This window comes from Rothia sp. HMSC064F07 (genome assembly GCF_001837265.1).
Lineage (GTDB): Bacteria > Actinomycetota > Actinomycetes > Actinomycetales > Micrococcaceae > Rothia > Rothia mucilaginosa.
Genome location: NZ_KV831925.1, coordinates 1 through 19,195, shown reverse-complemented (window position 1 = coordinate 19,195; position 19,195 = coordinate 1). Strand labels below are relative to the sequence as shown.

General features: G+C 56.7%; 17 protein-coding genes and 1 tRNA gene. 12 read left to right on the top strand and 6 right to left on the bottom strand.

Going from position 1 to position 19,195, the window contains the following annotated elements:
* Positions 1 to 286 precede the first annotated feature (286 nt).
* From HMPREF2712_RS02160 to pknB, 10 genes are all read left to right on the top strand, one after another.
* Positions 287 to 1,840 carry an alanine/glycine:cation symporter family protein gene (locus HMPREF2712_RS02160; protein WP_070819152.1) on the top strand — a complete coding sequence of 518 codons (1,554 nt, stop codon included), beginning with the start codon at positions 287 to 289 and terminating at the stop codon, positions 1,838 to 1,840.
* 199 nt (positions 1,841 to 2,039) lie between these two features.
* The gene (locus HMPREF2712_RS02155; protein WP_070633879.1) at positions 2,040 to 2,381 is read left to right on the top strand and encodes a PLDc N-terminal domain-containing protein; all 342 of its coding nucleotides are present in this window, start codon (positions 2,040 to 2,042) and stop codon (positions 2,379 to 2,381) included.
* Between the two features lie 88 nt (positions 2,382 to 2,469).
* Positions 2,470 to 2,556: transfer RNA gene (locus HMPREF2712_RS02150), tRNA-Leu, on the top strand.
* 228 nt (positions 2,557 to 2,784) lie between these two features.
* Complete coding sequence (locus tag HMPREF2712_RS02145) at positions 2,785 to 3,651, top strand: FhaA domain-containing protein (RefSeq protein WP_070616214.1); 867 nt, start codon at positions 2,785 to 2,787, stop codon at positions 3,649 to 3,651.
* Positions 3,651 to 4,115 carry an FHA domain-containing protein FhaB/FipA gene (locus HMPREF2712_RS02140; RefSeq protein WP_005507379.1) on the top strand — a complete coding sequence of 155 codons (465 nt, stop codon included), beginning with the start codon at positions 3,651 to 3,653 and terminating at the stop codon, positions 4,113 to 4,115. The genes HMPREF2712_RS02145 and HMPREF2712_RS02140 overlap by 1 nt, the downstream gene beginning before the upstream one ends.
* Positions 4,116 to 4,118: 3 nt before the next feature.
* A complete protein-coding gene (locus HMPREF2712_RS02135) occupies positions 4,119 to 5,888 on the top strand; it encodes a PP2C family protein-serine/threonine phosphatase (protein ID WP_070819151.1) in 1,770 nt (589 codons plus the stop codon).
* Complete coding sequence (locus tag HMPREF2712_RS02130) at positions 5,881 to 7,341, top strand: FtsW/RodA/SpoVE family cell cycle protein (protein ID WP_005507381.1); 1,461 nt, start codon at positions 5,881 to 5,883, stop codon at positions 7,339 to 7,341. The genes HMPREF2712_RS02135 and HMPREF2712_RS02130 overlap by 8 nt, the downstream gene beginning before the upstream one ends.
* The gene (locus HMPREF2712_RS02125) at positions 7,334 to 8,773 is read left to right on the top strand and encodes a peptidoglycan D,D-transpeptidase FtsI family protein (protein WP_070690350.1); all 1,440 of its coding nucleotides are present in this window, start codon (positions 7,334 to 7,336) and stop codon (positions 8,771 to 8,773) included. The genes HMPREF2712_RS02130 and HMPREF2712_RS02125 overlap by 8 nt, the downstream gene beginning before the upstream one ends.
* Positions 8,770 to 10,521: a protein kinase domain-containing protein gene (locus tag HMPREF2712_RS02120; protein ID WP_070819150.1), complete on the top strand. Its 1,752-nt coding sequence runs from the start codon at positions 8,770 to 8,772 to the stop codon at positions 10,519 to 10,521. Before HMPREF2712_RS02125 ends, HMPREF2712_RS02120 begins: the two co-directional genes overlap by 4 nt.
* Before the next feature lie 47 nt (positions 10,522 to 10,568).
* Complete coding sequence (gene pknB / locus HMPREF2712_RS02115) at positions 10,569 to 12,707, top strand: Stk1 family PASTA domain-containing Ser/Thr kinase (protein ID WP_070819149.1); 2,139 nt, start codon at positions 10,569 to 10,571, stop codon at positions 12,705 to 12,707.
* 197 nt (positions 12,708 to 12,904) lie between these two features.
* Here the strand turns inward: pknB and HMPREF2712_RS02110 are convergent, their stop codons facing one another.
* The 3 genes from HMPREF2712_RS02110 to HMPREF2712_RS02105 are packed head-to-tail and all read right to left on the bottom strand — an operon-like array spanning position 12,905 to position 14,482.
* Positions 12,905 to 13,537 carry an aminodeoxychorismate/anthranilate synthase component II gene (locus tag HMPREF2712_RS02110; RefSeq protein WP_070819148.1) on the bottom strand — a complete coding sequence of 211 codons (633 nt, stop codon included), beginning with the start codon at positions 13,535 to 13,537 and terminating at the stop codon, positions 12,905 to 12,907.
* 15 nt (positions 13,538 to 13,552) lie between these two features.
* Positions 13,553 to 13,714 (bottom strand): hypothetical protein, encoded by a 162-nt coding sequence (locus HMPREF2712_RS09050; protein ID WP_005507386.1) that lies wholly within the window; start codon positions 13,712 to 13,714, stop codon positions 13,553 to 13,555.
* 18 nt (positions 13,715 to 13,732) lie between these two features.
* On the bottom strand, positions 13,733 to 14,482 hold the full coding sequence (locus tag HMPREF2712_RS02105; protein ID WP_070819147.1) for a class E sortase: 750 nt from the start codon (positions 14,480 to 14,482) through the stop codon (positions 13,733 to 13,735).
* Between the two features lie 160 nt (positions 14,483 to 14,642).
* On the opposite strand from HMPREF2712_RS02105, the gene HMPREF2712_RS02100 reads away from it, so the two are divergent.
* Positions 14,643 to 14,957 (top strand): cell division protein CrgA, encoded by a 315-nt coding sequence (locus HMPREF2712_RS02100; RefSeq protein WP_070684535.1) that lies wholly within the window; start codon positions 14,643 to 14,645, stop codon positions 14,955 to 14,957.
* A 198-nt stretch (positions 14,958 to 15,155) separates the two neighbouring features.
* On the opposite strand, the gene HMPREF2712_RS02095 is transcribed toward HMPREF2712_RS02100, so the two are convergent.
* Positions 15,156 to 16,073: a LysR family transcriptional regulator ArgP gene (locus tag HMPREF2712_RS02095; protein ID WP_070819146.1), complete on the bottom strand. Its 918-nt coding sequence runs from the start codon at positions 16,071 to 16,073 to the stop codon at positions 15,156 to 15,158.
* Positions 16,074 to 16,281: 208 nt separating this feature from the next.
* On the opposite strand from HMPREF2712_RS02095, the gene HMPREF2712_RS02090 reads away from it, so the two are divergent.
* A complete protein-coding gene (locus tag HMPREF2712_RS02090; RefSeq protein ID WP_070686897.1) occupies positions 16,282 to 16,914 on the top strand; it encodes a LysE/ArgO family amino acid transporter in 633 nt (210 codons plus the stop codon).
* 24 nt (positions 16,915 to 16,938) lie between these two features.
* Here the strand turns inward: HMPREF2712_RS02090 and HMPREF2712_RS02085 are convergent, their stop codons facing one another.
* Together HMPREF2712_RS02085 and HMPREF2712_RS02080 are read right to left on the bottom strand one after the other, a co-directional pair.
* Positions 16,939 to 18,390 (bottom strand): D-mannonate dehydratase, encoded by a 1,452-nt coding sequence (locus HMPREF2712_RS02085; protein WP_070819145.1) that lies wholly within the window; start codon positions 18,388 to 18,390, stop codon positions 16,939 to 16,941.
* 48 nt (positions 18,391 to 18,438) lie between these two features.
* Entirely contained in the window at positions 18,439 to 18,987 is a 549-nt protein-coding gene (locus tag HMPREF2712_RS02080) for a GTPase (RefSeq protein WP_070819144.1), read from the bottom strand.
* Between the last annotated feature and the right edge of the window lie 208 nt (positions 18,988 to 19,195).

Here is a 19,195-nt window from a genome sequence, read left to right as displayed (position 1 = left end):
TTGTGCCGGGCTTTTTGTGCCCGCCCTGCCGGTGCCGTCAACACCTCCACGGAGTCTATATTTACTCTGCCCATATATTAAGTATTCGTTACATTTTGACTTGGGCCCCTTATTTAAGTTGCCGAGCGGGGGGCGTACCCGACACAATGAGGTGACTAATCATACGGAGCGTATGTGCCTCCGTTACGCGGCTTTGAGTCCGCGCCACCCAGCAATGTAGCCCCCACGCTGTCCGTCTTTCGGGTTTGAGCGTGCGGGCTTTTTGCTTTCAAGATTGGAGTGCCGAGTGGATTTTCTTCTGAATATCATCGGGGACATTAATACGCAGACTGCGGAACTGACTTCCTCCGTGGATGCCGTGCAGAACTGGATGTGGAGTAATTTCCTCTACTACGCTCTGATTGCGGCTGGTCTGTACATTACGATCCGTACTCGCGGTGTGCAGTGGCGTTCCGTTAAGGAAATGGTCCGTGTTCTGGGTGACCCGGTTGCTCGTGAGGCTGACGGTAAGAAGAGCATTTCTTCGTTCCGTGCGTTTACTGTTTCGGCGGCTTCGCGTGTGGGTACCGGTACTGTTGCGGGTGTTGCTTTGGCTATTGCTATGGGCGGCCCGGGTGCTGTGTTCTGGATGTGGGTTATTGCTGCTGTTGGTGCGGCTTCTGCTTTCGCGGAGTCCCTTCTGGGTCAGCTGTACAAGGAGCGCGGTAAGGATTCCTATATTGGTGGTCCGGCGTACTACATGAAGCGCGGCCTGAACGCTCCGTGGATGGGTTACATCTTTGTGGCGTTCATTGTGGTCACTTATGCGTTCGTGTTTGTGGCGGTTCAGACGAATGCTGTGGTGGATGCTGCGGCGAACTCGTTCAGCATTGATGTTTCGGGTACTAACTCGATGGGCTTCCGCATCACTATTGGTCTGATTATGGTGGCGCTGACTGCGGCTATTATTTTCGGTGGTATTCGCGCGATTTCTTCAGTGACTGAGTGGCTGGTGCCGATTATGGCGGTACTGTATCTGCTGCTGGGTCTGCTGGTTGTTCTGCTGAACATTGGCAAGGTTCCGGAGATGCTGCTGATGATTTTCCAGGGTGCTTTTGGCATTAAGGAGTTCGTGACCGGTGGCGCGATGGGTGCCGTGATTTGGGGTATGAAGCGTGGCCTGCTGACTAATGAGGCGGGTATGGGTACTGCTCCGAACGCTGGTGCGACCGCTACTATTTCTCACCCGGCTAAGCAGGGTTACGTGCAGACTTTGGGTGTTTACTTTGACACGATGATGGCGTGTACTGTGACTGCGTTTATTGTTCTGCTGTCGAACCCGACTTATGGTGATCGTTCTCGTGGTGCGTCGCTGACTCAGTCGGCGTTGGCTATGCAGCTGGGCGATTGGGCGGTTCACTTCCTGACTATCGCGATTTTCATGTTTGCGTTCTCGACTGTGATTGGTAACTACTACTACGGCGAGTCGAATATGCGTTTTGTGACTGAGCGTAAGCTGCCGATGAATATTTTCCGTGCGCTGGTTCTGGTGTTCGTGTTCTTCGGCGCGATTTCTTCGCTGGATCTGGTGTGGACTACCGCGGATATGTTGAATGCCGGCATGGTGATTGTGAACTTGACGGCGGTTCTGTTGATGACTCCGCAGGTTGTTGCGGTGTTGAAGAACTATGAGGCTCAGCGTAAGGCTGGTTTGGAGCCGATTTTCAAGGCTTCGGATATGCCTGAGTTGAAGAATCTTGCGGCGTGGGATGGTACTGATGCGGTGACTACCCGTGAGTTCTGGGCTGAGTATGATGCGAAGGCTGCTGAGCGTCGTGTTGCGAAGAAGGCTAGCCGCTAGTTTGTAAGCTACACGCAGGTTTCTGTGTAAGGCTTTGTGGAGGGTCCGTCCTGCTGTGTTGCGGGGCGGGCCCTTTTGCGTGCTTGAGGGGCGTATGGGGCTGCCCATCGGGGTAGGCTCTGAACGCCTCCTTGAACTACCCTGAGGGCTTGCGGATTCCTCCGGGTCTGTATGCTTAGGAAGGATATTAGGAGGGTTTATGGATTGGCGTGCCGTACTGGAGCTGGTGGTCACGGTCGTGTTTCTGGCTGGTATTGCGTTGGCGCTATTGTGCTTGGTGACGATTCATCGGAACCCGCATTTTTCGGAGGTGCAGAAGCTGAAGTGGCTTCTGCTGGTGCTGTGCCTGCCGTATGTGGGTCCGGTGACGTGGTTGTTGCGCGCGCGTCTGGAACGCATTGATCGGGAGCGTGCCGAAAACGAGCGTATGGCGCGGGGTTCCGCGGTTGCGTCCGATGCGGCTACTTCCGGTGGAGTGTCCGGTAGTGCCCCCAATAGCGCCTCGGAGGCTCTTTCTGAACCCTCCACCACCTCTAAGTAACGAAGGTCACACTCTCTCAATTGGACAGCACCGCATACAGTCCGTATAGTTTTATGTGTTGCCTGCGGTGATACACCGTAAGACACATGCGCGAGTGGCGGAATAGGCAGACGCGCACGGTTCAGGTCCGTGTGCCCGTGAGGGCGTGGGGGTTCAACTCCCCCCTCGCGCACCAACGATCCCCGGTTCGAAAGAACCGGGGATTTTTTCATATCCATAACCAATTCCCCGCTAAATGACGGGGTTCCAGAGCGATGGCGAGTGCATCACCTAAAATAGAACCGGGTGTGTTCATTCACAGGACACACAGCTAACGCACAGACACGCTCGTTAAACTGAGCCTTTCGGATAAAGACCGTTTGCGCGGTCTGTTGCTCGGAATGGTCGTTGAGAAGGAGGCGGCATGAAGTTTTTCGACAAGCTGGGCAAGCTGGAGCAAGGCATCGGCCGCACTGTCGGCCTTTCCAAGGGCTTCGGCACCTTTGCGAAGGCGGATGTCGCTAACCGCGTCCGCATCATGATGGATGACGAGTCCTACGTGGACGGCAGTGGCCGCACTATGGCTCCTAATGTCTATACTCTCCGTTTCGCACCGGTTGATTTCCCTCGCGTTCGCGAGTGGGGCAACCCGTTCGCTGTTGAGCTGTGCGATTTGGCGATTTCGCACGCCCGCGCGCAGGGTTACACCCTCATTGGCGCGGTTCGCGTGACGTTCAACGTTCTTGATTCTCTCTCTGAGGGCGAGTTTGAGGTTGTTGCGACTTTCGAGCCGTTCTCTGTACCGGAGGCTCCGGCATCCCCGTCTCTGCGCGGCGCCACTAACTACGCGCCGGTGCGTCCGCCGCGTGAGTCTTCTTTGCCGACCCGCATTACGAAGCCGGCTGCTCAGCCGGCTCAGCCTGCACCCAGCCCTGCGCCTCAGCAGGCTCCTGCGCCTCGCCTGAACATGCCTGTAGCGTCCCCCGCGGCGGGTGCTCCCCGTTTCTTCTTGGAGATTGAGGGTCGCATGCACCCGGTGAACCACCTGCCGTTTGTGCTGGGTCGCGGTTCTGATGCTGATTTTCGTCTGGACGATAAGGGTGTTTCTCGCCGTCACCTGCAGCTTTCGATGCAGGGTGGTGCGGTGGTCGCCACCGATATGGGTTCTACCAACGGCACGTTGATTAATGGTGCGCCTCTGCGTGCGCCGGTGGTGCTGGCGAACGGTTCGCTGCTTCGCATGGGTAATACCCGCATCATCTTCCATAGTTCGACCGGAGGTGTCCGTTAATGGCGTCTGAATTGACCGTTACTATCCTTCGTTACGCTTTTCTAGCTCTGATTTGGTTCTTTGTTTTCCTGGTGGTTTCGGCGGCTCGCCGTGACCTTGGTTTGGGTAAGAACTATCGTGCGGCACCGGTTGATGCGGTTCCGGAGGCTACCCATATTGCGCCTCCGCCGACTCGTCCTTCGCAGCTTGTGATTACTGCCGGTGCGCAGGCTGGCGCGATGATGCAGCTGGGGGACCACCCGATTACTATTGGCCGCGCTAATGACATTGAGGTGTCCCTGCAGGATGATTACGCCTCGGGCCGCCATGCGCGCCTGTTCCCTCAGGGTTCCCGTTGGTTCCTTGAGGATTTGAATTCTACTAATGGTACGTTCGTCAATGGCGAGCGTCTGACTCGTGCGACCCCGATTGAGCCCGGTGATGATTTCCGCGTTGGCGGTACCACCATGCAGTTGAGGGGCTAGTGTATGAAGATTGCTTTTCGTTTTGAGGCCCGCTCTGATACGGGTCTGAAACGCTCGAAGAATGATGACTCCGGCTACGGTGGTCGTTTCCTTGCTGTCGTTGCTGATGGCATGGGCGGCCACGTGGGCGGCGATGTCGCGTCGGCTACGACGGTTTTGAATTTGACTCCCCTCGATCACCCCGATTTTGAGGATGGTGCTGGCGGCGTCTATCTGGCTGATGAGATTCAGAGCGCGAACTTGATCATTAATGAGCTGGCGGCGAATGATCCGCAGCTGGCGGGCATGGGCACGACCTGTACTGCCCTGCTGATTGATGGTGATTGCATTGAGTTCGCCCATATTGGTGACTCACGTGCGTATCGTCTGCGTCCGGGCGCTGATGGTGAGTTTGAGCAGATTTCTACTGACCATACGTTTGTGCAGCGCTTGCTCAATGAGGGTCGTATTACCCCGCAGGAGGCGGAGAACCACCCCCATAAGAACGTGATTATGCGCGTTCTGGGTGATGTTGATGCGTCCCCCGAGCTGGAGTTGAAGACTCTGGACGCTGTTCCCGGCGAGCGCTGGGTGCTCTCTTCGGACGGTTTGGATGCTGTGGTGTCCCTGTCGGAGATTGAGCAGGTGATGCGTTCTACTGATGATTTGTCTGAGATTGCTGACACCCTGATTGCAATGACTTTGGAGCGTGGCGCTCCGGATAACGTGACGGTTGTGTCCTTGCAGGTGATTGACCGTGAGGTTTTGCCGGTGGATGAGCCGGTGGGTCCTTCGAGCCTGCCTGATTCTGCTTTGTCTGATTCGATTGTGGCGGAGCAGGAGGTCAGCACGAATACTCAGAAGCTTCCCGAGGTTGCTGCTACGGCTGAGGCTGCTGAGGCTATTTTGGGTGCGCACCATGATGAGGACTCTGAGGAGCCTCATCGTCGGTCGTTGCGCCGTTTCCGTCGTGCTCGTGACTTCTCTGGAACCCTGTTGCACAGTGGTTCTGGGGCGGTGCGTCACCATATCGGTACGTACGATAACGCCGTGGATGCGGCTCTTACGAATGCTGCGATCTTGCGTAGCGAATTGGGTTCCCGCCCGCATCAGCTGGTTGGTGCCGCTTCGGTGGCTACTGAGACCGGCATGATTCCGGCGGTGACTTCGCGTACCCTGGAGCATCGTGCGACGGTGGCTCAGCGTGTGCCTTTGAAGGTTGAGTCTGATGAGGCGACCTTGCCGGCTGAGCTGGAGGAGCTGATCGCTGAGGATACTGTTGAGCGTTCGCGTCCGCGGTCGTGGTCGATTCGCCTGTTCATTACTCTACTGGTTGCAGCTATTGTGACGCTGGCTGCGTGGACCGGTCTGCGCTATGTGGAGCGTAGCTACTATGTGGGTGAGAGTGACGGCACGGTTGCGGTGTACAACGGTATTCCGCATGCGTTGGGTCCGATTCGTCTTTCTCATGTGGTGGAGAATACCGATATTCCTACGAGTGAGTTGAGCGATCATACGCGTTCTTTGTTGCGTAATGCGATTACGGCGAAGGACCTGGATGATGCGCACCAGATTGTGACTCGTTTGAAGACTCAGGCAGATCAGTCTCGTGAGAAGGCTGAGCAGGCTGCAGCTTCTGCGTCTGCCTCGGCATCGGCTTCTGCTTCCCCGAGCTCTGTGGCGCCCAGTGAGGCTCCAAGCTCTGGGGCACCGAGCTCTGATTCGGCATCCCCGGCTCCTGAGCCGGCTTCTTCGGAGGCTCCTGCTGCGGTAGGCGGTGAGAACAATGGCTAAGTTCTCGTTCCGTCGTGAGTCGGATGCGCCTCGTGCACGCCGTTTCACGGAGCTTTTCCTGCTGGTTTTGGCGGTAGGTATCAGCTCGTTCGGCATGTACCTGATTGATCCGGAGCATGCTTTTGATACGTCGAAGAGCCAGTGGCTGCCGTGCACGGTGGTGCTGGGTGCCGGTGCTCTTCTTATTCACCTGGTCATGCAGTTCCGTGCGCGTTATGCTGATCCGTTTATTCTGCCGCTGGTGGTGGCTCTGAACGGCATTGGTTTGACCATGATTTATCGCCTGGATCCGCAGATTGCGGCTCCAGTGGGTGACGGTCAGCTGATGTGGACCGGCGTGTCGATGGTGCTGTGCGCGATTATCGTGTTCGTGCTCAGGGATTACCGCCTGCTGCGTAAGGTCACGTACACCTCCCTGGTGCTGTCGATGATTCTGCTCATCATGCCGCTGGTTCCGGGTCTGGGTATGGAGCTCAATGGTGCTCGTATTTGGATTCATATCGGTAACCGCACGTTCCAGCCGGGTGAGGTCGCGAAGATTACTTTGGCGATTTTCTTCGCCGGCTATTTGGCGACACACCGTGACCTGATTCTGGTGGCTGGCCGCCGCATCGGCCCTATTAATCTGCCGCGTCTACGTGATTTGGCGCCGGTGTTCTTGGCGTGGATTGTGAGCCTGGGTGTTCTGGTGTTCCAGAAGGACCTTGGTTCGGCAATTATGTTCTTTGGTCTATTCATGGCGATGCTGTACCTGTCGACCGGTCGTATTTCGTGGCTGGTGGTTGCGGGTATCGGTATGGCTGTGGGTGGCTATTTCGCGTACCACTATGTCTCGCACGTGCACGCCCGTATTTATGCGTGGGTGCATGCTTTTGATCCGGAGATTTACCAGGCGTCTCCTGGCGGTTCGGGTCAGATTCTGCAGGGCGTTTTCGGTCTGGCTTACGGCGGTCTTTTTGGCCGCGGTTGGGGCCAGGGCCGCGCGAACCTCGTCCCGTACGCTAATTCGGACATGATTATTTCCTCGTTGGGTGAGGAGCTGGGCCTGGTGGGTCTGGGTGCCATCCTGATGATGTTCATGCTTCTGGTTTCGCGCGGTTACCGTGCGGCATTGGGTACTCGTGATGGTTTCGGCAAGCTATTGGCTGCCGGCCTGTCTACGGTCATGGTTCTGCAGCTGTTCGTGGTGATTGGCGGCGTGACTCGTTTGATTCCGCTGACTGGTCTGACGACTCCTTTCATGTCTGCCGGTGGCTCCTCGTTGGTGGCTAACTGGATTATTGTGGCGCTGTGGTTGTCTATTTCTCATAGTGCCCGCGCACCTCACCTGGTGGCTGGTTATGATGCTCCGCAGGGTATTGACCATGCGGACACTAGCTACGAGCCGGAGGGTGCTACTAGCGTTCTGGCGCGTATTACGGCTAAGGATTCTGGAGGTGAGAAGAATGGATAGGGCTATTCGCCGCATGTGGATGTCTGCCGCGTGCGTGTTTGTCCTGCTGATGGGCACCCTCAGCTATATTCAGTTCTTCGATTCGAAGACTCTGATGAATAATCAGTGGAATTCCCGAGCTCTCTACGATAATTACGGTTCGGCACGTGGCTCAATCGTGGTTGATGGTACGGAGATTGCTTCGTCGGTGAAGTCCGATGATGAGTACAACTACCAGCGTGTGTATAACCACCCGCTCAAGTATGCGGCTCTGACGGGTTACTTCTCCACGATTTATGGCGCGACCGGTTTGGAAGCTGCTATGGATAAGGAGCTTGCAGGTACGAGCGATAGCCAGTTCTACGACCGTGTGGCGCAGCTGTTTAGCGGTTCTTCCGCACAGGGCGCCAGCGTGGAGCTGACGATCAATTCGAAGCTTCAGGATATTGCCTACAACGCTCTGCAGGGCCGTAAGGGTGCTGTGGTGGCGTTGAACCCGAAGACCGGTGAGATTCTGGCGATGGCTTCTTCGCCGTCCTATGATCCGAATCTTCTGTCGTCTCATACGAGCTCTTCGGTGTTGGCGAATTATCAGGCGCTGACTTCTGACGAGGACAGCCCCCTGTTTAACCGTGCGATTGCGGGTAACACCTATTCGCCGGGTTCGACCTTCAAGATTATTGATGCGGTGGCGGCGCTGGAGTCCGGCAAGTACAACGCATCTTCGGTCATTGCGAACCCCGCGCAGTTGCCGCTGCCGGGCACGAACATCAGCCTACCGAACTATACGGGCGGTCAGTGTTCGACCCGCACTCAGGCGACGATTGAGTGGGCTTTGGCTCAGTCCTGTAATACGCCGTTTGCGCAGATTGCGATGGATTTGGGTCAGGAGCGTATCGCGAAGACCGCTGAGAATTTTGGTTACGGCCAGGATTTGAAGATTCCTTTGACGGTTTCTAAGTCGTCTTTCCCGTCGAATCTGACGCAGAGCCAGCTGGCCCAGTCGGCGATTGGTCAGTACGACGTGAAGACCACTCCGCTGCAGGTGGCGATGACTTCTGCAGCGATTGCAAATGGCGGCGTGCAGATGAAGCCGAACCTGATTCGTTCGGTGAAGACCAGCAACCTGAGCACTTTGCAGGAGTTCTCTCCTGAGAAGCTGCGTACGTCCACTAGCCCTGAAATTGCCAACCAGGTGAAGCAGTGGATGGTGAATGCGGTTGATAATGGTATTGCACGTAATGCTGGTGTCTCCGGTGTGAAGGTGGCGGGTAAGACCGGTACCGCGGAGACCACGGCAGGTTTGAATAATTCTTGGTTTACCGGTTTCGCGCCGGCTGATGATCCTCAGATTGCGATTGCTGTGGTTTATGAGGATATTGACGTGGCGACCGGTGCCCAGTTGGCAACCAGTACTAGTAAGCAACTCTTTGAGGCGGTGTTGAACAAGTGAGGCCTGCGGCTGATATCACTTTGGGCGGGCGCTACACCCTAACCGAACGTATCGCGATTGGCGGTATGGGCGAGGTGTGGAAAGCTCGCGACAAGGTGCTTGGGCGCATCGTTGCGGTCAAGATCCTCAAGGAGGAGTACACCGGTGACCCGGGCTTCTTGGAGCGTTTCCGCGCTGAGGCCCGTAATACGGCGCTGTTGAACCACCCCGGCGTAGCGAATGTTTTCGACTACGGTGAGGAGGACAACTCCGCGTACCTGGTCATGGAACTGGTGCCGGGTAATCCGCTTTCGAGCATCATCGAGCATGAGACTACCCTGCCGCCGGACCGTATTCTGAACTTTATTGCTCAGACCGCTCGCGCGTTGGCTGCGGCTCATTCGCAGGGTCTGGTGCATCGTGACGTGAAGCCGGGTAACCTCATCATCACTCCGGATGACCGTGTGAAGGTGACCGATTTCGGTATTGCTCGTCTGGCTAACCAGGTGCCCTTGACGGCTACCGGCCAGGTGATGGGTACCGCCCAGTATTTGGCGCCGGAGCAGGCAACCGGTCAGGCGGCTACCGCGTCTTCGGATATGTACTCGTTGGGCATTATCGGTTATGAGTGCCTGGTGGGTCGTCGTCCGTTTACGGGTGAGTCGCAGATTGCGATTGCGCTGGCTCAGGTGAATGACCCGCCGCCGCCGCTTCCGGAGACCATTCCGGCTCCTGCTCGTGCGCTGATTATGTGCCTGCTGGCTAAGGACCCGGCTCAGCGTCCTAAGGATGCGACCGCTTTGGCTTCTGCGGTGGATGCGATTCGTCGCCGCGACCTGAAGGCTGCGGTGAAGGCTGTTCCTTCTTTGGCTCAGTTCTTGGCTGAGGAGAACGCTGACGACGCTACTGTCGCGATGACCGCTATGGATGTTGCGGCTGAGCCGATTAGTGCTTCTGCTACTCCGCGTTTCGGTTCTGGTGGTCGTTTCTCGCCGGAGCCGACGACGGCGCCGATTCCTCGCACGAGTGCGCAGACGATGCGTCCGGTTTCAGGTCGTGTGAAGGCTACTCCTGCTCCTGCAGCGAAGCGTGGCTCGAACGTGTGGATGTGGGTTGCTCTGCTTCTGGCAATCGTGCTGATTGCCGGCGGTATTTGGACGGTCCTTTCCTCTAATAATGGTGGCGATTCGTCTGATCCGGCTCCGAGCGCTTCTTCGTCTGTTGCTCCGACGAACACGGGTACCGTTTCGACGGTGGAGCCGGCTGAGTCTGCTTCTGCCCGTGCCGCTAAGCAGAAGGTGACCGTCAACGCGATTAACTATGAGGGTCGCGAGCTGCAGGATGCGGTGAACGAGCTGAAGAACCTTGGCTTATCCCCCAAGACTGAGGGTGTTGAGTCGACTCAGCCGGAGAACACGGTTATTTCGGTTTCTCCGACGGGTACTTTGGAGCAGGGTAATAGCGTGACTGTTCGCTATTCGACCGGTCCGAAGTCGGTAACTTTGCCGTCGAACCTTGAGGGTAAGAACGTTGATGAGGCGTCGAAGGCTGTTGCTGCTCTGGGTGTGAACGTTTCTCTGCATTATGAGAATTCGGACACGGCGGCCCCCGGTACGGTGCTTCGTACTACCCCCTCATCTGGCACCAAGGTCACGGTTGGTAGTAATGTAGACATGTATGTGGCCTCTTCCAGTTCGGGTAGGGGTTCGAGTGCGAGCGCTTCTGCTGCACCGTCTGCGTCGGCTTCCGCTTCCGCGTCGGCGCGTTAGCCCCTACATTTTGATTTAGTTTTAGTCTTAGTAATCCAGGAGAACTTATGGACCTGTCGGTTCCCGACACGGTTGATAACCGTTACAAGGTACTCGAGGTAATCGGTACCGGTGCGATGGCAACCGTTTATGCTGCTGAGGATACTCGCCTCGGCCGCAAGGTTGCGCTTAAGATTCTGCGCCCGGAGCAGGCCCAGGACGATACGTTCCGCGCACGCTTTAAGCGTGAGGCGGAGGCTGTGGCGTCTCTGAACAATCCTGCGATTGTTGCTGTCTATGACACCGGTTCGTATAACCCCTCGCAGGATGGCAAGGAGTCTGATTCTTCGGAAGAGGGCACCGCTATTCCTTATATCGTGATGGAGTACGTGGAGGGTCATACTCTGCGTTCCATTCTGTCCCGTGGCGGCCACCTGCCGGTCCGTGATGCTTTGGGTTATTCCGAGCAGCTGCTGGGTGCTTTGCAGTACAGCCATTCGATGGGCATTATTCACCGCGATATTAAGCCGGCGAATATTATGGTGCTGGACCGTACCAGCGAGGATATCGCTAAGGGTCAGCCGGGCCAGATTAAGGTCATGGATTTCGGTATCTCCCGTGCCATTGAGGAAGCTGGCGAGGCGCTGACCAAGGCTAACGTGGTGATGGGTAGCGCACGCTACATGTCCCCTGAGCAGGTGAGCGGCAAGGATGTTGACGCCCGTAGCGATCTGTACTCTGCTGCTTGCGTGATTTACGAGATGATTGCTGGTCGTTCTCCGTTCGATGCTGAGTCGAATGTTGATCTGGCGGCTAAGCACCTCTCTGACACTCCTGAGCCTCCGAGCAAGTTCACCCCGCTTGAGGTTCCTGCTGGTCTGGATGCTGTGATTCTGAAGGGTCTGGCGAAGAACCCGGATGAGCGTTATCAGAGCGCGGCTGAGTTCGCTCAGGCTCTGGTGTCGGTTGTTCGCCCGGGTGAAGAGACCGTGGTTCAGGATGCAGCGATGACTACTGCGTTTGTGCCTTCGGCGACTACCGCTTCTCTGGGTGAGGATTACGCCCCGTACACCACCTCGATTACTGAGGCTTCGGTGGAGGACGGCGGCCTTAACGGTTTCTTCGAGTATGAAGACGATGAGGAGCTGTACGACGATGAGGAGTACGCGGAGTACGATGAGTCTTCGCCGCGTAAGCGTGCGTGGGTTCGTTTCCTTGTGGGTACTCTGATTGCGGCTCTGCTGGTTTTCAGTGTCGGCTCGGTTCTGTACTATCAGAACAAGCTCAATGAGGTTCCGCAGGTTTCGGTTCCGGCTGTGGTGAATGTTTCCCGCGATGATGCCGATAACCAGCTGCGTAACTTGGGCTTCGTGCTGGATTACCGTACGGCTTACTCTGACAACATCAAGAAGGGCGACGTGATTAGCGTTGAGCCTGGTGTTGGTTCGAAGGTTAACAAGGGTTCGACCGTGACTGTGACCGTTTCGAGCGGTCCGGAGAAGGTCAAGCTGCCGGATAACCTGCAGGGTCAGAGCGAGGCGTATGTCCGTAACGCTCTGAAGGACTTGGGCCTGGTGGATGGTCGCGTATCCACCGTGGAGAGCGCTTCCGTTCCTGCGGGTATGGTTGTGGAGCTGTCCCCGGAGAAGGGCTCGACCGATGATAAGGGCGCTCAGACCGTTGAGGCTGGTAGCACCGTGAACATTGTCCTGTCTTCCGGTAAGGTGAAGGTCCCCTCGCTGGTGGGTCTGACTAAGGATCAGGCGATTGCTGCTCTGACCGCTCAGGATGTTCTGCTGAACACCAACATCGAGACTGTTCAGACTAACGAGCGTCCTGCGGGCACTGTGCTTTCGCAGAGCTCTGCGGCGGGTACTCTGGTGGCTCAGAACAGCACTGTGACGATCCGTGTGGCTGCTACTCCGACTCAGACGACCGCTCCGACTACTGCGGCTACTCAGCCTGCGGCAGCGACCGGTAACCAGAACGCTACTACTGGTAACCAGCAGCGTTCTACCGCGGCTAACCAGCAGGCTACTCAGCCTGCGGCAACGACCGGTAACCAGAACGCTACTACTGGTAACCAGCAGCGTTCTACCGCTACGGCTACTCCGGCACCGGCTGCGTCCGCTACTGCGGGTACCCGTACGATTCAGGGTACTAACGCGAATACCAATGCGAACAACGCAAACGCTAACGCCCGCTAAGGGGTTCTAGCGGCTAGCAAAAAGGGGCGGCGCTCTTACACCATTGGGTGTGGGGCGCCTCCCCTTTTTGTGTATCTGGGTTTGCTCGTAGCTAGGGGTCCAGATATAGCTATCGCCTCCAGTTTCCCTGTAGCATGCCTGCTACGGGGCTTCTGGAGGCGATATAAGCCATTGATGGCGGTCTAACCTAAAAGTTACTAAGCCATGAGGGGTGAGAGGCTCTTAGCGCGCTCTGCGGCTCCCTGCAGGCCGGTTTCTTCGAGCCAGTTACCGAGCATGAGGTATCCGCTTTCGGTGAGGACCGATTCGGGGTGGAACTGTACGCCGTGCATGGGGGCTTCGCGGTGGCGCAGGCCCATGATGATGCCGTTGTCGGTGGTGGAGGTGGTTTCCAGGACCGCGGGCATGGTTTCGGGTACGACTGCCAGGGAGTGGTAGCGGGTCGCGGTGAAGGGGCAGGGCACGTCCTTGAACACGGAAACGTTCTCGTGCACGAGGCGGGAGGTCTTGCCGTGCATGAGTTCGGGGGCGTGGGTGACGGTGCCACCGAATGCCTCCGCGATGGCCTGGTGGCCGAGGCATACGCCCAGTAGCGGCTTCTTCGCTTCGGCTGCCCAACGGATAGTGTCAATGATGACGCCTGCTTCTGCGGGGGCGCCGGGGCCCGGGGAAACGAGCACGCCGTCGTGTTCTTCGGCGAGCTTGACGACGGCGTCGAGTTCGTATTCGTCGTTACGGATGACGGTGGTTTCAGCGCCGAGCTGCTGGATGTAGCCGACGAGGGTGAAGACGAAGCTGTCGTAGTTGTCGATGACAAGGATGCGGGTCATGGCACGTCCTTAGCGCTAATGGTTGATGGTGACGTTCAGGTTGAAAGGGCCGTATTCTGCGAAGTGGGGGAAGACGAATTCCATAAGCAGGTAGACTACGGCGAGTATCAGCACGATGGCGATGATGATGCGAACCCACAGGGGGCCGGGGAGATGACGGAAAATCCATGCGTACATCTGCTTTTCCTCTCTGCTTTAGGACTTTGCGACGGAGGCGGCAATTTCTGCGGGCGCTCCGGCTGCTGCGGGCCGCCAGGATTCGAGGCGGGCGTGGACAATGTATCGTTCGGTGTCGCCGTAGCGCGGGTGGCAGGTGGTGAGCGTCAGGAGGCGCTCGGTGGGTGCTACGCCGGGCTGTCCGGGGACGGGTTCGATGACTTCTACCTGGTCGGGCTGCACGATTTCGTGGCTATAGACGGTGTAGGTGTAGTAGCCGTCTTTGGTGCGCACGTAGATATGGTCGCCTTCGGTGAGCAGGTCGATGTCGTTGAGGACTTTACCGCGGGTTTGGCGGTGGCCTGCGAGGGAGAAGTTGCCGACCTGTCCGGGCATGGCGCTTCCTTCGTAGTGGCCGAGTCCGAGGGAGTCGAGCACGTCAGAGCTGGTGCCCTGGGTGGCGGGGCGCTGGTAGTCGGATCCGAACTTGGGGATGTAGACGACACCGAAGACTTCACCGTGGCCGGGTTCGCTCAGACCTGCGGGAGGGGTGTTGGGGTCCCAGTCGGGGAGGGGTTCGGCGGGGTTGGAGTCGAATTCCTGAACGAGGGTGCTGACGGCTTGGGATTGGGTGCGGTCGGCGTCGATGTTGGTCCACCAGAGTTGCCAGGCAACAAAGAGCAACAGTAGGAGGCCGACGGTGATAAGGAGTTCGCCTGTAATCTGGATGATCCAGTGCAGCACGGTGCGGGGGCGGCGCTCTGCGGTGGGTGCCGTTCCTTGGCTCATGCGTTCTCCTTTGTCCTTTGGGTTGTGTATGTTTCTTGGGTGCCGGGTGGCGTTCCTTATCTTTCAACGCACGGAGAAGGTGAAATCATCCCGTAAGTCTGCAAAGATAGGTGTGAACATATATTTTTAGGTTACCCATACAACAATAAGCGGAGGAAGTATGTCGACCAACTCGGCTAAGGCATCGTCCAAGAAGAAGTCTCAGAAGTCTGCTAAGTCTGAGGTGGAGGATGCGAGCGAGCTGCGTCTGCGTGAGATTGCTCGTGAGATGGAGAGCGGCACGCAGCTGAAGGAGCAGACTCCGTTGTGGTACCGCGTGATTATGTTCTCGCTGTTGGCGGTGGGCATTCTGTGGATTATTATTTTCTACATTACGCAGGGCCTGTTCCCGATTCCTGATTTGGGTATGTGGAATGTGAGTGTTGGCGTGGGCGCCATGATGGTGAGCATGCTGATGATGACTCGCTGGCGCTAGAGTTTAGGCGTTATGACTTAGGCGTTAGAGCTTATAGAGAGGCGGCCGTCCCGTGTGGGACAGCCGCCTCTCTATATGTGGTGGGGTGTTATAGGGTTTTATCACCCAGTTCTTATATTCTTATATAAGAATATAGTCTAGTCAGACATATATTTTTAACAATTTAGTTAATTTCAGGATCTTGGCTCAATAAACCCTTTAGTAGATTAGGTCGCCTCGCGCCGCTTCGTGGACGCGGCGGGTTACGGTCTCCATAACGGGCGAGTTGATATTCCAGCGCTGCCAGTAGAGGGGGAATTCTACCGGGGTTGCGGCGAGCTTCACGAGGTGCCCACTTTTGAGCTCTTCGGCGCATTGCGCCTCAGGAATGAGGCCCCAGGCAATACCCGAGCTGACGGCGCGCGCATAGTCCGGAGATGAGGGAATGTAGATGGTGGGGCTTTGAATGAAGGTTTCTTCTGCCTCTAGGCCTACCTCTTTTTCAATGAGGGCTCGTGCCACATCCTGCACAAAGTCTTTACGGTCGTATTCGACGACGGGGGCACGATTGAGCTCTTCGTGGCTCATGGTCTTGGGCCAGCCGGGTAGGTACCGCTGTACGTAGTCGGGGGTGGCAACGCACCAGTAGCGTGCCACGCCGAGGGTTTCAACGGAGCAGCCGGGGATTTTTTCGGGTTTGGAGGTGATGACTGCCATGACTTCTCCGGATCGGAGCATGGCGGAGGAGTGGAATTCGCCTTCTCGTCGTAGGTCGCAGAAGATGCTGTCTTCGCGGCTGAGGGTTCCTACGGCGTCGAGGAACCAGGTGGCGAGTGAGTCGGCGTTGACGGCAACGGAGACGCTCTGGAAGCCGCCGGTGCCCATGAGTTCGCGTTCCATTTCTTGCTGCAGGAATTCGCTCTGTCGGGCGATGCGCAGTACGCTTTGTCCGGCGTCGGTGGGGGTGACGGGGTTGCTTCGGCGTAGCAGGACCTTTCCGGCGATCTGTTCCATGGCTTTGATGCGCTGGGAGATGGCGGAGGGGCTCACTCGCAGGATATCTGCTGCCGCGTCGAAGGTGCCGTATTCAATGACGGTGGCGAAGGTGGTGAGCTGGTCGGTACTGAAACGTGTCATAAGAATATCTTACGCAGTGTGAAAATATTTAGATAGATTTAGGGTCCTTTTTCCCGTATTCTCGTCTCTGGCACTTCACACTTCAGCTAACGCAGGCTTTATCCCTGCGTCGCGAGCTTTTGCCTGGCAAGCTGGTAGTAAGAGAGTCGTTACCCGCCACTACGCACGCGGGCTCATACCCCATTTGATCAACATAGAAAGTTTCACGATGTCCGCATCCCTCTCCCTGCTGTTTTTGGGTGCTACCACCACGATTTCTTTGGTGGCGGCTATTGGTGCCCAGGGAACTTTTGTGCTGCGTCAGGGTATTTTGGGTCGGCATATTACCCCGATTATTATTTTCTGCATTCTGTCGGATGCTCTGATGATTGGTTTGGGCGTTGTGGGTCTGGGTGCCCTGTTGGATGCGGCGCCGTGGTTTATTGAGGTGTTCCGTTATGTGGGTGCGGCGTTTTTGGCGTGGTTTGGTTTTGAGGCTGGCCGCCGCGTGTTTACTCCGCACTCGATTGTGGTTGATGATGCGGAGGGTGATTCTCAGTCGTTGAAGGCGGCTCTGCTGACCACGGCGGCGGTGACGTATTTGAATCCGCTGGCGTGGTTAGATACGACTATTCTTTTGGGTTCGCTGGCGAACGCCCAGGGCGATCCGGGCCGTTGGTGGTACTACCTGGGCTGCTGCTGCGGTAGCTTGGTCTGGTTTTTGATGCTAGGCTATGGTTCGCGCCTGTTGCGTCCGCTCTTTGCACGCCCTTCAGCGTGGCGTGTTTTGGATGGTGCCACGGCTCTTCTGATGGCGTACCTGGTGTTCAACCTGCTGACGATGAACCTGTCGACCCATTAGCTTTTATCCCCCTGACTTGCCTCCTTATGCTTTGTCAGTCTCTTTTTCAGTGCTCTTCTCCTCTTCGAGGGGTATGAGCACTTCATTTTTGGGCATGGCGAGTAGGCCCAGGTAGATATCGCGAATGATCAGGATGTGCTTGATCCGCTCAATCATGGGCTTGAGGAAGCTTCGGGCGTATTTTTCGTCGCTACTCGTGGTTGCAACGAAGCTGAGTCCGGAGAACACGGCAACGATCATGGACACCTTGATGACGACGGCGTTGACGTTGGTGTCTACGCCGAGGATTTTGAGGTGTTCGGGTTTGATGCTCATCCAGGATTCGATGGTGGTGTCGCTGATTGCGATGGACGAGAAGCCCATGAAGAATCCGAAGACGAGCAGCATGAAGAGGGTCGCCTGAATAATCTGCCCGATCATGGGGATGATGATGAGGTTGCTCCAGGGCGCGATTTTGAGGGGTCGGTGTTCGAGGATTTTCATCTCTTCGACCCAGTCTTGGGCGGTGTTCCAGATCCCGCCTTCGAGGGCTGCGGCATACTCGTAGTCGTTGTCGCTAAAGCGTGCGATGTTGTCACCTCTGGAGCGCCCCAGCAGGCGCGCTGTGCGCTCTAGGGAGGTTGTGACGACCACGAACACGGCGAGTAGCCCCATGAGGCCCAGAACTGCCCAGGTGCGCGGGAAGCTGAGCCCGTTGGCGAGCTTCCAGAGGTCTGCGTTCACGAAGATGAAGAGCACGGACACCATGAGTACGGGCAGTACTTTCGCGATCATGGGCGGCAGGGATGCGACCTGGTGGATGGCGTGCTTGAGGGACCAGCCGAGTACGGTATCTACGCCCAGGAAGATGGCGAGGTAGATTCCGATAACGATGAGCGGGAATACTTGGCCGCCGTCGTAGACGAAGTCGAGGCCGTCGAGGGTGTTGGATGCAAAGACACCGGCGGTAAAGAGCATTCCGGCAAAAAGTACGGTAAGAATACCCGTGGTGATTTGAACCCACCGCGGGGTACGGACCATCAGCACGTGGGCAAGAGTAATGAACACACCGGAGATAACCGGCATAACGAGGAAAATCCCGCCGAGTACGAGCACTGGGAGTACTTCGTTGCTGAGGGCACTATCGCTTGTGAGAGCTTTGATGTAGTTCGGTAGGGAACCTTTCACGTCCTCTACTACGAAGAGGAGAATGTTGCGCAGGAAGATATAGCAGATGTGCATGATGCCAGCCCACAGGATCCACGGCACGGAGCGTGGGAACGCATCGAGAGCACGTTGGCGGGCAGGAATAATGAGGGGCGCACCCTGTTTACGGAACCAGATATTGCTCTGTTTCAGCATGTCAGCTCTGGAGTAATGCTGAGGCCTGGTGTAATGCTGAGGTTGCACCGCTTCTGCAGTGGCTTTAGTACGGAGCCGCGCCCAGATGGGGCGTGCTTCCTTCTGCTGCGGGGTGTTCTGGTCCTGTGTGCTCATGACATACAACTCTACCGGGGTTGAGAACCCTCTTTTACCTCCGAGCCCCTATAGTTCTTCTCGCTGGAGTTCAGCTCCAATAAAGCGGCTGTAGGCGCCCATGAGAAGGGCAGCTGCTTCTTCTTGTGCCGCGTAGATGCCCAGTTCTTCGTCTTCAAGACCAGTGTAGGTGCCGCTACTGATTTCGAGCAGGGATAACGGTCCTTCTGCGGTCTCCGGGGCTAGAGCATCCAGGATGAAGCTCAGGCTTTCTTCTGATTCTTCAGCTACGCCCATGAGCCGTCCCAGGCGTGTACCCGGGTAGGGTGCGATGGTGAGGACGTCTTCGTTCTCGCATTGGATAATGCGTGCCACAGGAATAATATCCCCGTCTGCGGTCTCTTCGAGCAGCAGCTCGGTGGAGAAATCGATATGGCTTTCCTCGCTCTGTAGGAGCTGCCTGGGCCACCAGAGGTGAATGTATTCGGTCAGTGCCGCCCAGGTTTCGTGAGGCTCCAGCGTGCTCTCTACGTAGAGGGCTGCCGTTCGTTCTTCACCGTTGTGTTGGTGCTGCTGATCGACTGGCTCTGGTGCGTGGGAAAACATGGGGTAGTGCATGGTTCTACTCTATCCCAGTGTGTCTGTGAAGAGCATTCTTCCTTGTAGACAAAGCTTCATAGACAGGGGTCTGAGGGCACAAAAAAAAGGGGCAGACCCGCACGGGTCTGCCCCTTTCCAGCTTTAGCTGTTAAAGCAAAAGAGCCCGCGCAAGCGGGCTCTTTTTATTGCCTATTGGATTGTTATCCAAAAACCATACAGTGAACGC

Excerpts from the sequence above, each read along its gene's own strand:
- HMPREF2712_RS02155 (WP_070633879.1), top strand. The coding sequence starts at position 2,040 with ATGGATTGGCGTGCCGTACTGGAGCTGGTGGTCACGGTCGTGTTTCTG.
- HMPREF2712_RS02145 (WP_070616214.1), top strand. The coding sequence starts at position 2,785 with ATGAAGTTTTTCGACAAGCTGGGCAAGCTGGAGCAAGGCATCGGCCGC.
- HMPREF2712_RS02140 (WP_005507379.1), top strand. The coding sequence starts at position 3,651 with ATGGCGTCTGAATTGACCGTTACTATCCTTCGTTACGCTTTTCTAGCT.
- HMPREF2712_RS02135 (WP_070819151.1), top strand. The coding sequence starts at position 4,119 with ATGAAGATTGCTTTTCGTTTTGAGGCCCGCTCTGATACGGGTCTGAAA.
- HMPREF2712_RS02130 (WP_005507381.1), top strand. The coding sequence starts at position 5,881 with ATGGCTAAGTTCTCGTTCCGTCGTGAGTCGGATGCGCCTCGTGCACGC.
- HMPREF2712_RS02125 (WP_070690350.1), top strand. The coding sequence starts at position 7,334 with ATGGATAGGGCTATTCGCCGCATGTGGATGTCTGCCGCGTGCGTGTTT.
- pknB (WP_070819149.1), top strand. The coding sequence starts at position 10,569 with ATGGACCTGTCGGTTCCCGACACGGTTGATAACCGTTACAAGGTACTC.
- HMPREF2712_RS02110 (WP_070819148.1), bottom strand. The coding sequence starts at position 13,537 with ATGACCCGCATCCTTGTCATCGACAACTACGACAGCTTCGTCTTCACC.
- HMPREF2712_RS09050 (WP_005507386.1), bottom strand. The coding sequence starts at position 13,714 with ATGTACGCATGGATTTTCCGTCATCTCCCCGGCCCCCTGTGGGTTCGC.
- HMPREF2712_RS02105 (WP_070819147.1), bottom strand. The coding sequence starts at position 14,482 with ATGAGCCAAGGAACGGCACCCACCGCAGAGCGCCGCCCCCGCACCGTG.
- HMPREF2712_RS02100 (WP_070684535.1), top strand. The coding sequence starts at position 14,643 with ATGTCGACCAACTCGGCTAAGGCATCGTCCAAGAAGAAGTCTCAGAAG.
- HMPREF2712_RS02095 (WP_070819146.1), bottom strand. The coding sequence starts at position 16,073 with ATGACACGTTTCAGTACCGACCAGCTCACCACCTTCGCCACCGTCATT.
- HMPREF2712_RS02090 (WP_070686897.1), top strand. The coding sequence starts at position 16,282 with ATGTCCGCATCCCTCTCCCTGCTGTTTTTGGGTGCTACCACCACGATT.
- HMPREF2712_RS02085 (WP_070819145.1), bottom strand. The coding sequence starts at position 18,390 with ATGAGCACACAGGACCAGAACACCCCGCAGCAGAAGGAAGCACGCCCC.
- HMPREF2712_RS02080 (WP_070819144.1), bottom strand. The coding sequence starts at position 18,987 with ATGCACTACCCCATGTTTTCCCACGCACCAGAGCCAGTCGATCAGCAG.